Origin of the sequence: Escherichia sp. WS1118, from assembly GCF_046487695.1 — a bacterium.
Classification (GTDB): Bacteria; Pseudomonadota; Gammaproteobacteria; order Enterobacterales; family Enterobacteriaceae; genus Escherichia; species Escherichia coli.
Genome location: NZ_JBJQIZ010000012.1, coordinates 43,555 through 55,258 on the forward strand (window position 1 = coordinate 43,555; position 11,704 = coordinate 55,258).

Genomic DNA, 11,704 nt, shown 5'->3' on the forward strand with positions numbered 1-11,704 from the left:
CGCATGGTAAACTATGCCTTCAAATCGGGCTTATCGCGAGTAAATCTATGAAAATCGGCATCATTGGTGCAATGGAAGAAGAAGTTACGCTGCTGCGTGACAAAATCGAAAACCGTCAAACTATCAGTCTGGGCGGTTGCGAAATCTATACCGGCCAACTGAATGGAACCGAGGTTGCGCTTCTGAAATCGGGCATCGGTAAAGTCGCTGCGGCGCTGGGTGCCACTCTGCTGTTGGAACACTGCAAGCCAGATGTGATTATTAACACCGGTTCTGCCGGTGGCCTGGCACCAACGCTGAAAGTGGGCGATATCGTTGTCTCGGACGAAGCGCGTTATCACGACGCGGATGTCACGGCATTTGGTTATGAATACGGTCAGTTACCAGGCTGCCCGGCAGGCTTCAAAGCTGACGATAAACTGATCGCTGCCGCTGAGGCCTGCATTGCCGAACTGAATCTTAACGCTGTACGTGGCCTGATTGTTAGCGGCGACGCTTTCATCAACGGTTCTGTTGGTCTGGCGAAAATCCGCCACAACTTCCCACAGGCCATTGCTGTAGAGATGGAAGCGACGGCAATCGCCCATGTCTGCCACAATTTCAACGTCCCGTTTGTCGTAGTACGCGCCATTTCCGACGTGGCCGATCAACAGTCTCATCTTAGCTTCGATGAGTTCCTGGCTGTTGCCGCTAAACAGTCCAGCCTGATGGTTGAGTCACTGGTGCAGAAACTGGCACATGGCTAAGTCACTGTTCAGGGCGCTGGTCGCCCTGTCTTTTCTCGCGCCGCTGTGGCTCAATGCCGCGCCGCGCGTCATCACGCTTTCTCCCGCCAACACTGAACTTGCCTTTGCCGCCGGGATCACGCCGGTTGGGGTCAGCAGCTATTCCGACTATCCTCCACAAGCGCAAAAGATTGAGCAGGTTTCCACCTGGCAGGGGATGAATCTGGAACGCATTGTCGCGCTGAAACCCGATCTGGTGATTGCCTGGCGTGGAGGTAATGCCGAGCGGCAGGTTGACCAGCTGGCTTCGCTGGGAATAAAAGTGATGTGGGTCGATGCGACAAGCATTGAACAAATTGCCAATGCGTTACGTCAACTGGCCCCCTGGAGTCCGCAACCGGATAAGGCCGAACAAGCCGCGCAATCCCTGCTGGATCAGTACGCGCAATTGAAAGCGCAATATGCTGATAAACCTAAAAAACGTGTTTTTCTGCAATTCGGCATTAATCCGCCATTTACCAGTGGAAAAGAGTCGATTCAGAACCAGGTACTCGAAGTTTGTGGCGGAGAAAACATCTTTAAAGACAGCCGGGTTCCCTGGCCGCAAGTTAGCCGCGAACAGGTGTTAGCACGCTCGCCACAGGCGATTGTCATTACAGGCGGACCGGACCAAATTCCTAAAATCAAACAATACTGGGGTGAACAGCTCAAAATTCCCGTTATTCCTCTCACGAGTGACTGGTTTGAACGTGCAAGCCCACGTATTATCCTCGCTGCACAACAGCTCTGTAATGCGCTTTCACAGGTAGATTAGTGCCTGACCTTTTCAGGTGCTCAGTGGGGATTGAACAATGCTCGTCTATTGGCTGGATATAGTCGGCACAGCGGTATTTGCTATCTCTGGCGTTTTGTTAGCCGGAAAATTGCGTATGGACCCTTTTGGTGTTCTGGTATTGGGCGTGGTTACCGCAGTAGGCGGCGGAACAATTCGCGACATGGCGCTGGATCACGGCCCGGTATTTTGGGTGAAAGATCCCACCGATCTGGTCGTTGCAATGGTCACCAGCATGCTGACCATCGTGCTGGTGCGCCAGCCAAGACGCTTACCAAAATGGATGTTGCCGGTGCTGGACGCCGTTGGTCTGGCGGTGTTTGTCGGCATTGGCGTGAATAAAGCCTTTAATGCGGAAGCCGGTCCGTTAATCGCGGTTTGTATGGGCGTCATTACTGGCGTTGGCGGCGGGATCATTCGTGATGTACTGGCCCGCGAAATCCCCATGATTTTACGTACAGAAATCTACGCAACTGCCTGTATTATCGGCGGTATTGTCCACGCTACGGCTTATTACACATTTTCCGTACCACTGGAAACAGCCAGTATGATGGGCATGGTCGTGACGCTATTGATTCGGCTGGCGGCTATTCGTTGGCATCTTAAGCTACCGACGTTTGCGCTGGATGAGAATGGTCGTTGAAGAGAGAAGATGTGCCGGATAGTTTATCCGGCACATGAACAGCAGATTAGATACTAAAGGAAGAACCGCAACCGCAGGTACTTTTCGCGTTCGGGTTGGTCACGATGAAACGAGAACCTTCCAGACCTTCGGTATAGTCAACGGAACCGCCAACCAGATATTGCAGGCTCATCGGATCAACCACCAGGCCAACGCCCTGTTTTTCGATGGTCATATCGCCTTCGTTCACCTGATCATCAAAGGTGAAACCATACTGGAAGCCGCTGCAACCGCCACCGGTGATATACACGCGTAATTTCAGATTCGGGTTATCTTCGTCAGCGATCAGGCTTTTAACTTTGTTGGCTGCTGCGTCGGTAAACTCCAGCGGCAGTGCTACGTCATCACTCATATTTTGCTCCAAACGACATCGGCAATTGGGCAAATTCTAACCCAATAATAATCGCCATTATCTAATACCCTGGTATTTCGTTCAAGTATTCTCGCGGGCTGATGCGGCCTTGCTTCGCGCCAGTTGCTCAGCTTCCTGTTTTGCCAGCGTGCGCGCAAGAATCGCCGAGTATAGCGGTTTCCCACCGGTAAATTGTGCTAATAGTGTTGCGCCAAGACCGGTAATAATCATTGGCAAAATGAGCTGGTAGTTATCGGTCATTTCCAGAACCAGAATGATCCCCGTTAACGGCGCGCGAATAGATGCCGCCAGTAACGCCCCCATTCCGGCAATAGCAAACGTCCCCGCCTCAAGGTGATATTGCGGAAACAACTCAACGGCAACCATTCCGAAAGCGGTTCCCAGCACAGTACCCAGCGCCAGCATCGGGGCAAAAATACCGCCCGGCGCGCCGGAAGAGAAGCAGAGTAAAGTGGTAATGACCCGCGCGACGAAGATAAACACCAGCATTCCCATGCTGAAATTCCCCGCGGTAGCGATAGGAATCAGGTTAAAACCGCCGCCCGAAGTTGCTGGTGCCACAAACCCCAGCAATCCACACAGACCGCCAATCGCACCGCCCATCAGTACCCATTTGGTAATATTGCCACCGTGCACACGGTGCAGCAAATCCTGCATCCCCAGCACCCATTTATTAAAAATAGGGCCGAAAATGCCAAAAATAATACCGAGGATCAGATAAAGCCACAGCGTATTAAGCGGCGCATCAGAAAGTTTACCGACGTCAATCAACGCAACTTCATGATTAAAAATCCGGTACATAATGGTCGACATAATGACGCCAATAAATACCGCTTTAATCGAAATTAACGTATAGCGAAACTGCGGACGCATCTCTTCGATAATAAACAAAATACCCGCCAGCGGCGCGTTAAAGGCCGCAGCCAGCCCCGCAGCAGCACCGGTTGCCAACAGCGTATGACGAGCTTCGTCACCTTTCAGGCGGAAAACATCGAGTACCATCCGCCCGATATTGCCGCCTATCTGCACGGTTGGCCCTTCGCGCCCCAACACCATGCCTCCGCCGAGTGTTCCCAGCCCGCCAAAGAATTTCACCGGCAACACACGCCACCAGCGAACGGGACGTTGATCTTCCAGCGCCCCTTCAATTTCCGGGATCCCCGAACCACCTGCTTCCGGCGCGTATTTGCGCACCAAAAAGTAGCCGAACATCGCCAGCACCGCCGAACAGAGAAAAGCGACGGTTAACAGAAGCGGATAATTATCAGCAGTATGTACCAGTGCCCCCATACGTTGGTTCTGCAACCAGGCGACACCTTTGTCAAAAGCAACCGCAGCTAGCCCGACAAGCGTGCCGACGACTGCCGCCATAAACAAAATGGCTAACGGGGTTTTATCGCGCTCAAGAAGTTGGCGAATCAGTTGTCTGCGTCGCAGGCGCGCGGCCTGCGGTGTTTCTAAAGAGGGAGTATCAGTTTTCATCCAATGATCACTTATTGGTCATACAAATAAGATGACGGCATTTTACTCGCACGTTCCATGAAAATCCTTTGCAAAGCGTAATGTTTCAAATGCACAAAACTTTTATACTCTAAGAAATCAGGATTGCACCAGTACAAGCAGCCTGATGTTTGACGAGTATTTAACTTGTTATGAATAACATAGAATAGCAGCCATTCACTTTTTCTACGAATCAGGAACCCTCCATGAGTAAGTCTGAAAATCTTTACAGCGCAGCGCGCGAGCTGATCCCTGGCGGCGTGAACTCCCCTGTTCGCGCCTTTACTGGCGTGGGCGGCACTCCACTGTTTATCGAAAAAGCGGACGGCGCTTATCTGTACGATGTTGATGGCAAAGCCTATATCGATTATGTCGGTTCCTGGGGGCCGATGGTGCTGGGCCATAACCATCCGGCGATCCGCAATGCCGTGATTGAAGCCGCCGAGCGTGGTTTAAGCTTTGGTGCACCAACCGAAATGGAAGTGAAAATGGCGCAACTGGTGACCGAACTGGTCCCGACCATGGATATGGTGCGCATGGTGAACTCCGGCACTGAAGCGACGATGAGCGCCATCCGCCTGGCCCGTGGTTTTACCGGTCGCGACAAAATTATTAAATTTGAAGGTTGTTACCACGGTCACGCTGACTGCCTGCTGGTGAAAGCCGGTTCTGGCGCACTCACGTTAGGCCAGCCAAATTCGCCGGGCGTTCCGGCAGATTTCGCCAAACATACCTTAACCTGTACTTATAACGATCTGGCCTCTGTACGCGCCGCGTTTGAGCAATACCCGCAAGAGATTGCCTGTATTATCGTCGAGCCGGTGGCAGGCAATATGAACTGCGTTCCACCGCTGCCAGAGTTCCTGCCAGGTCTGCGCGCGCTGTGCGACGAATTTGGCGCGTTGCTGATCATCGATGAAGTGATGACCGGTTTCCGCGTAGCGCTAGCTGGCGCACAGGATTATTACGGTGTGGAACCGGATCTCACCTGCCTCGGCAAAATCATCGGCGGTGGAATGCCGGTAGGCGCATTCGGTGGTCGTCGTGATGTAATGGATGCGCTGGCCCCGACCGGTCCGGTCTATCAGGCGGGTACGCTTTCCGGTAACCCGATTGCGATGGCTGCTGGTTTCGCCTGTCTGAATGAAGTCGCACAGCCGGGCGTTCACGAGACGCTGGATGAGCTGACAACACGTCTGGCAGAAGGTCTGCGGGAAGCGGCAGAAGAAGCCGGAATTCCGCTGGTGGTAAACCACGTTGGCGGCATGTTCGGTATTTTCTTTACCGACGCCGAGTCCGTGACGTGCTATCAGGATGTGATGGCCTGTGACGTGGAACGTTTTAAGCGTTTCTTCCATATGATGCTGGACGAAGGTGTTTATCTGGCACCGTCAGCGTTTGAAGCGGGCTTTATGTCTGTGGCGCACAGCATGGAAGATATCAATAACACCATCGATGCTGCACGTCGGGTGTTTGCGAAGTTGTGATGATTTTGCCTCGCCCACCGGGCGAGGCATTCAATTAACGGCTCTGCTTTCTCAACAAATAGATAAAATATGGCGCGCCGATAAAGGTCGACAGCAGCCCCGCGGGGATCTGGAATGGAAACAGCACCATCCGCCCACACCAGTCAGCGAACACCAGCAGTAAACCACCCACCAGCGCCGAAATTACGATGTGTGGCATCGTCCGTCGAAAGCCCATCATCCGCGCAATATGCGGTGCCATTAAACCAACAAAACTCAACGGTCCAATGGTCATTGTCGCGGTCGCCGTCAGGCAAGCCGCTAACAGCAGCAGCGCAATTCGCGTCGGCGTCAGCGCCATCCCCACGGCTCGTGCGGTATCACCACCCAGCGGTAAAATGGTCAGCCAGCGGCGGCACAGCGGGGTAATCGCCAGCAAAATCACCATCACAATTCCGGTACGCCAGACCTGCGCATCGGTCGCGTTGTAGGTCGAACCGGAAATCCAGGTCAGAACTTGCGCCATTCGCGGGTCACCACTTGCCTGCAACATCATCAAAAGCATGGTGAACGCGGTACTTAACGCCATCCCCGCCAGTAACATGCGGTGTGGGGAAAATCCACCACGTCCGGCGGCGATCATAATGATCAACAGCGTCACCGCCGCCCCGAGACTGCCTGCGGGTAACAGCCAGCCAAAGGCATTACCCGGCACCAGAAACAGCATTAACACCACGCCAAACGCCGCGCCGGAGCTAATCCCCAGCACTTCCGGGCTTGCCATCGGGTTTCCGGTCAGCCGCTGAATAATACAGCCCGCCACCGCCAGCATGACGCCCGCAAACAGCGCAGCCATAATTCGCGGCCAGCGCCAGGGCATCAAATCCTCGAGCAACGCCCCGCTCGCCCACGTCCAGCCGTGCGCATCACGACCCAACGACAGCGCCACCACCACAGCCATCAACAGCAGCACGCCGCCCGCGAGGGCAAACGCCAGCACGTGTTGGCGTTCAGTCGCGACACGATCGTTCACCTTCATATCCGGCGCGCTAATGCTGCGTAAACGCGGCAGCAACCACAGTAGCAGCGGCGCACCGATCAACGCAGTGACCGAACCGGTGGACACTTCCATCCACACGCGAGTCAGCCAGAGGATGATTTGATCAGAAAGCCACAGAATTAACGCACCAATCAGCGATGCCAGCATCAACCGTGGCAACAAACGCCGCGCCCCCAGCATTTTCGCCAGCAGTGGCGCGAACAAACCGATAAAGCCGATAATCCCCACCGCGTTCACCAGCAGCGCACTGATGACAATCGCCAGCGACAACGCCGCCAGACGAGCGAGCGACAAGGCCAGCCCGAGATTGCGCGCCACGCCATCATCAAGCCCCATCAGAGTTAACGGGCGAAGTAGCAATAACGTCAGCATCACGCTGCCCAGCAGCTGCGGCCATAAACGCTCAACGCCGCCCCAGTCGGTTTGCGTCAGCGTTCCGGTGCTCCACAGGAACATGCTTTGCAGTTGGTCATGATGGAAGATAACCAGTAACTGATTGATTGCGCCGCAATAAAGGCTCACTACCAGCCCCGCGAGGATCAGCGTTACCGGCGAAAGCCGTTTCCCCCACGCGACGCCAAAGACGATTAAGCCAACAACACAAGCCCCTGCCAGCGCAGCAAACTGGCTCGCCATCGCGCCGGGGATCGCCCAGAGCGTGGTGACGGTAATCCCCAGTTGCGCGCCTGTTGCAACACCCAACGTCGTCGGTTCCGCCAGCGGGTTACGTAGCACTTGCTGAAACAGCACGCCCACCAGCCCCAGGCCCGCGCCCACCAGCAGCGAAATCGCCAGACGCGGCAACAAGCTGTAGTGAAAAATCATCTGCTCGATGACGTCAATATCCGGCGACCAGGCGGCCTGCGCCCACTGACTGCGCGGCAGCGCCTGCGAGAAGTTCATCCAGGTCAACGCTGCAGCAGCAACCACCAGCAGCGCCAGCAATAACACCGGAAAAAGCGCAATTCGTTTACTCACGCTTTACCTCCGATGGCGTTATCCAGAACGCGCACAAAGTGCATTGCCGAAAGCGTCGCACCATAAAACCAAACTGCAGGTACACGCTGAAAGCGTCCGGCGCGGACAAACGGCATGGCCTGCCACAGCGGGGTTGCCATTAGCGCATCCATGTCTTTGCTGTTGTCGTGATCAAAACAGAGCACATCAACGTCTTTATACGCTGCCAGACGATCGATACTGACGGCGGTACTGCCCCAGAAGTTGGTTTCCCCTTGCCAGGCATTTGGGATGCCGTACTCATCGAGAATTTCCTGGAACAAGCTGTTTGGACCGAAGACTAACATATGGCGCGGATCGATAAGCGTCGTCAGCAATAACGGGCGTGCACCACGCTTCACAAAGCGGGGTTTCATGCTGCGGATAAAGTCTTCATAGTGCGCTAAATGCGTTTCCGCTGCGCTTTGCAGGTTAAGTAAATCTGCCATTTCCGTCAGTGATTTACGCGCCATCGCCAGTGGCTGTTTGCCGTCGCTGAAGTTAAATCCGCGCCCCGGCGCAATACGTGCCAGCATTTCTGGTGAAGGGCCATATCCTGCAGACCAGACCATAAACGACGGTTTCATTTCGGTCAGCAGTTCAAGGTTGGGTTCTGTACGCAAACCAACGTCAATCACTGAGTCCGGCAATGGCGGTTCGCTGACCCACAGGCGATAGTTGATGGTGTCCGCCACGCCGTAAGGCACGATGCCGAGCGCCAGCAGTAACTCCACCGGCAACCACTCCAGTGCCACAATACGATTGGGATCAATAACTGCCGCGTGGGCGGTATTCATCTGCCATAACAACGGAGAAAGCGCCATCGCCGTTAACAGTCGGCGGCGCGAAATAAGAGGTAAGCCGCTCATCAATAAACAAAACTCACAGGTGCAGCACCCGCCGGATGCGGCAGAATACCCATCGGGATGCCATAAATCATTTCGAGGGTTTCGCCGCGCATAATTTCCGCAGGCGTTCCCTGAGCAATCATTTCACCGCCGCGCAGGGCGACCAGATAATCACAGTAGCGCGCAGCCATATTGATATCGTGCAGCACGGCAATGACCGTCAGGCCACGCTCCTGACTTAAACGATGCACCAGCGCCAGTACATCAACCTGGTGGGCGATATCCAGCGCCGAAGTCGGTTCGTCGAGCAACAGACAGCGGCTATCCTGCGCCACCAGCATGGCGATCCACGCCCGCTGACGTTCGCCGCCAGAAAGGCTATCGACCAGCCGATGCGCCAGCGGTTTTAAGCCAACCAGCGAGATAGCTTCCTCGACCTTTTCGCGATCTGCAGCACCAAAGCGCCCTAGTGCGCCATGCCACGGGTAACGACCAATCGCCACCAGTTCACGCACGGTCATCCCTTCTGCCGGAGGAAGCTGCTGCGGTAAATAAGCCACTTTGCGGGCAAACGCTTTGCTGCTCCAGCTTTCCAGCGGTTGGGCATCAAGAAGAATCTCCCCTTCCGACGGTGGCTGGTGACGACCAAGCATTTTGAGCAGAGTGGATTTGCCAGAACCGTTGTGACCAATCAGACCAGTCACTTTCCCGGCAGGAAAGGTTAACGACAACGGATGCAAAAGCGTGCGCCCGGGCACACGAAAGGAGATATTACGCAGTGCAAAAGTGGTATCGGAATGATTCGTGTATTCCTGCATAACAGCCAACTTGTGAAACGGGCACGGAAATCCGTGCCCCAAAAGAGAAATTAGAAACGGAAGGTTGCGGTTGCAACGACCTGACGTTCTGCGCCCCAGAAGCAACCATAAGTGTTAAAGCAGCTGGCGACGTATTCACGATCAAACAGGTTGTTGACATGCAGCGCCACGTTGGAGCCCGCCATGCCGACTCGCGCCAGATCATAACGCACTAACGCATCCACGACCGTATAACTTCCCACTTTAAAGGAGTTAGCCGGATCACCATAGCTGGAGCCAGTATAACGACCACCGGTGCCCAGCGTCAGACCTGAAAGCGGACCGTCAAAGAAGGTATAGTCAGCCCACAGCGAAGCCATGTGTTTTGGCACCTGTGCAGGCGTATTGCCTTTGTAGGTAGTATCGGTAGTGTATTCCGCATCGGTGTAAGTATAAGAACCGACTACGTTAACACTCGCCGACAGCGCCGCTTTCGCTTCAATTTCTACGCCACGAGCGCGGATCTCGCCACCTTCAACCGAGAAGAAGGAACCCTCAGGGTCCGCCATCAGGTTGTTGGTTTTAGTAAGATTATACACGGCACCAGTAACTACAATCGGACGATCTTCCGGTACATATTTCACGCCGACTTCATACTGCTTACCTTTAGACGGTGCGAAAATATTACCATCCTTCCCAACTTGCGAAGAAGGTTCAAACGATTCGCTATAGCTGAAGTATGGTGTTACACCATTATCAAACAGGTAGTTAACACCACCACGCCAGGTAAACTGTTTGTCATCACGTTTATCGGTCGTTCCCGCTACGCGGTTAAGAGATTCTTGATCTGCCCAGTCGTAACGACCGCCCAGGGTGACCAGCACTTTATCCCACTGCGCCTGATCCTGAACATAAACGCCCGTTTGCTTCTGCTTATTCAGAATGCGGTACGGACCGGAGTTATCCGGGTCTTTCGCATTGAAGTCGAAATCGGTATTTACCGGATTGTACAGATCGAGCAGTGGCACAGAGTCGTCGTAACCAAACCAGGCGTTGATGTCATTACGCATACGCATAAAGTCGACACCGGTCAGCAGAGTGTGGTCGATATCGCCAGTGGCAAACTTGCTCTGCAACTGGGTATCAACGGAGAAGTTTTGCAGCTTCTCATCATCAACGACGTATTTACGTGCCAGATAATGGCCTTTATCCGCTGGCGCTAATGCCGCACACTGTTTGCTGTAAGCATTCGCCGGATCGGAGCAGACGCCGTAACCATAAACGCTGTTTTGCGAGGTTTTGTTTTCAGCAAAGCGCAGGTTCTGACGCACAGTAAAGGTATCGTTAAATTCGTGATCGAAGCTGTAGCCGACCATCTTCTCGTTACGAGAATAGGTGTTGTTCTTCGCCCCTTCGTTAAAGTCTGTCGGCAGACGCTTACCGTTCGGCAGCGGCTCAACGGTTCCCTCTTTCGGCAACCAGCCGTAATAACCAGTTTCCGGCTCGTTCTGGAAGTAAGAAAGGAAGGTGAAATTGGTTTTATCATCCGGACGCCAGGTGAACGCCGGTGCAATAGCATAACGCTGCTCTTCTGACCCTTTCTGCTGGGCATTGGCAGAACGCGCAAGACCGGTCAGGCGATAAGAATAAACGCCGTCATCATCCAGCGCATCGCTAAAGTCAAAACCAGTCTGGAACAGGCTGTCAGTACCGGCTTTAAACTGAACTTCTTTCAGCGGTTCGGTGGTCGGACGCTTGCTGACCATATTCAACAGACCGCCAGGACTGCTTTTACCGTAAAGCACGGAAACCGGGCCACGCATAATTTCAGCACGTTCCAGCATATACGGGTCGATGACCGCATCGTTATAGAAGTTGCCCTGCAACTTCAGGCCATTCAGATAGTTATTCTGGCTTTGGCCTTCTGCCGCAAAACCGCGAATGATCAGGTGGTCATAGGTGTTGGATGCGCCACGCGTACCAACAGAGACACCCGGCGTATAGCTAAGCGCTTCTTTCACCGACTTAGGCTGATGCAGCGCCATCTCTTCAGCGGTGACGACAGAAATAGATTGAGGTACTTTTTGAATCGGCGTATCGGTTTTAGTGCCGGTAGCTGACTGTCGCGCCGCAATAGTTGCAGCCGGCCCCCATGCGCTTTCTTGCGGCGCAGGTGCAGCGGTAACGGTGATAGTGTCTTCTTTCGGTTCAACCGCTGCCTGTGCATAAACAGACATGCCGCTAACCGCTGTGGCTACTACAACTGCGATTTTACGCAGTGAGTGTTTTGGCTGAGCAGTTTTGGAAGGTGCCATTGGTATTTCTCTGGTGTAAAGTGAATGATAACGTAAACGAGAATGATTATTATAAAGATGAGATAATATTCGAAACGCTGGCGGGTTCGCAAGCGGTACGCAATCTGCGC

General features: G+C 53.8%; 12 protein-coding genes. 4 read left to right on the forward strand and 8 right to left on the reverse strand.

Annotated features, from left to right (window positions below; genetic code table 11):
* Positions 1-47: 47 nt before the first annotated feature.
* Genes mtnN through ACJHYO_RS19035 form a run of 3 tightly spaced genes read left to right on the forward strand, consistent with a single transcriptional unit; the run spans position 48 to position 2,200 of the window.
* Entirely contained in the window at positions 48-746 is a 699-nt protein-coding gene (gene mtnN / locus ACJHYO_RS19025) for a 5'-methylthioadenosine/S-adenosylhomocysteine nucleosidase (RefSeq protein ID WP_000689844.1), read from the forward strand.
* Positions 739-1,539, forward strand: a complete 801-nt coding sequence (gene btuF, locus ACJHYO_RS19030) for a vitamin B12 ABC transporter substrate-binding protein BtuF (protein ID WP_001129927.1) — start codon at positions 739-741, stop codon at positions 1,537-1,539. The genes mtnN and btuF overlap by 8 nt, the downstream gene beginning before the upstream one ends.
* A 37-nt stretch (positions 1,540-1,576) precedes the next feature.
* Positions 1,577-2,200, forward strand: coding sequence for a TRIC cation channel family protein (locus ACJHYO_RS19035; RefSeq protein WP_000964221.1), 624 nt, complete (start codon positions 1,577-1,579; stop codon positions 2,198-2,200).
* Between the two features lie 46 nt (positions 2,201-2,246).
* Here the strand turns inward: ACJHYO_RS19035 and erpA are convergent, their stop codons facing one another.
* Genes erpA through yadX form a run of 4 tightly spaced genes read right to left on the reverse strand, consistent with a single transcriptional unit; the run spans position 2,247 to position 4,153 of the window.
* Entirely contained in the window at positions 2,247-2,591 is a 345-nt protein-coding gene (erpA, locus tag ACJHYO_RS19040; RefSeq protein WP_001295564.1) for an iron-sulfur cluster insertion protein ErpA, read from the reverse strand.
* A complete protein-coding gene (yadW, locus tag ACJHYO_RS19045; RefSeq protein ID WP_120795373.1) occupies positions 2,584-2,649 on the reverse strand; it encodes a small protein YadW in 66 nt (21 codons plus the stop codon). The genes erpA and yadW overlap by 8 nt, the downstream gene beginning before the upstream one ends.
* Before the next feature lie 23 nt (positions 2,650-2,672).
* Positions 2,673-4,094 (reverse strand): H(+)/Cl(-) exchange transporter ClcA, encoded by a 1,422-nt coding sequence (gene clcA, locus ACJHYO_RS19050; protein ID WP_000845407.1) that lies wholly within the window; start codon positions 4,092-4,094, stop codon positions 2,673-2,675.
* An 11-nt stretch (positions 4,095-4,105) separates the two neighbouring features.
* Positions 4,106-4,153, reverse strand: a complete 48-nt coding sequence (gene yadX, locus ACJHYO_RS19055; protein ID WP_211180485.1) for a protein YadX — start codon at positions 4,151-4,153, stop codon at positions 4,106-4,108.
* A 165-nt stretch (positions 4,154-4,318) separates the two neighbouring features.
* On the opposite strand from yadX, the gene hemL reads away from it, so the two are divergent.
* Positions 4,319-5,599, forward strand: coding sequence for a glutamate-1-semialdehyde 2,1-aminomutase (gene hemL / locus ACJHYO_RS19060; protein WP_000045295.1), 1,281 nt, complete (start codon positions 4,319-4,321; stop codon positions 5,597-5,599).
* Between the two features lie 34 nt (positions 5,600-5,633).
* On the opposite strand, the gene fhuB is transcribed toward hemL, so the two are convergent.
* Genes fhuB through fhuA form a run of 4 tightly spaced genes read right to left on the reverse strand, consistent with a single transcriptional unit; the run spans position 5,634 to position 11,594 of the window.
* Complete coding sequence (fhuB, locus tag ACJHYO_RS19065) at positions 5,634-7,616, reverse strand: Fe(3+)-hydroxamate ABC transporter permease FhuB (protein ID WP_085455685.1); 1,983 nt, start codon at positions 7,614-7,616, stop codon at positions 5,634-5,636.
* Positions 7,613-8,503, reverse strand: a complete 891-nt coding sequence (gene fhuD / locus ACJHYO_RS19070) for a Fe(3+)-hydroxamate ABC transporter substrate-binding protein FhuD (protein WP_001765359.1) — start codon at positions 8,501-8,503, stop codon at positions 7,613-7,615. Before fhuD ends, fhuB begins: the two co-directional genes overlap by 4 nt.
* Positions 8,503-9,300: a Fe3+-hydroxamate ABC transporter ATP-binding protein FhuC gene (gene fhuC / locus ACJHYO_RS19075; protein ID WP_001158929.1), complete on the reverse strand. Its 798-nt coding sequence runs from the start codon at positions 9,298-9,300 to the stop codon at positions 8,503-8,505. The genes fhuD and fhuC overlap by 1 nt, the downstream gene beginning before the upstream one ends.
* Before the next feature lie 50 nt (positions 9,301-9,350).
* A complete protein-coding gene (gene fhuA / locus ACJHYO_RS19080) occupies positions 9,351-11,594 on the reverse strand; it encodes a ferrichrome porin FhuA (RefSeq protein ID WP_000035485.1) in 2,244 nt (747 codons plus the stop codon).
* Positions 11,595-11,704 lie beyond the last annotated feature (110 nt).

What these genes read in the sequence shown, in the direction of transcription:
- mtnN (WP_000689844.1), top strand. Translation starts at nt 48, where the DNA reads ATGAAAATCGGCATCATTGGTGCAATGGAAGAAGAAGTTACGCTGCTG.
- btuF (WP_001129927.1), top strand. Translation starts at nt 739, where the DNA reads ATGGCTAAGTCACTGTTCAGGGCGCTGGTCGCCCTGTCTTTTCTCGCG.
- ACJHYO_RS19035 (WP_000964221.1), top strand. Translation starts at nt 1,577, where the DNA reads ATGCTCGTCTATTGGCTGGATATAGTCGGCACAGCGGTATTTGCTATC.
- erpA (WP_001295564.1), bottom strand. Translation starts at nt 2,591, where the DNA reads ATGAGTGATGACGTAGCACTGCCGCTGGAGTTTACCGACGCAGCAGCC.
- clcA (WP_000845407.1), bottom strand. Translation starts at nt 4,094, where the DNA reads ATGAAAACTGATACTCCCTCTTTAGAAACACCGCAGGCCGCGCGCCTG.
- hemL (WP_000045295.1), top strand. Translation starts at nt 4,319, where the DNA reads ATGAGTAAGTCTGAAAATCTTTACAGCGCAGCGCGCGAGCTGATCCCT.
- fhuD (WP_001765359.1), bottom strand. Translation starts at nt 8,503, where the DNA reads ATGAGCGGCTTACCTCTTATTTCGCGCCGCCGACTGTTAACGGCGATG.
- fhuC (WP_001158929.1), bottom strand. Translation starts at nt 9,300, where the DNA reads ATGCAGGAATACACGAATCATTCCGATACCACTTTTGCACTGCGTAAT.
- fhuA (WP_000035485.1), bottom strand. Translation starts at nt 11,594, where the DNA reads ATGGCACCTTCCAAAACTGCTCAGCCAAAACACTCACTGCGTAAAATC.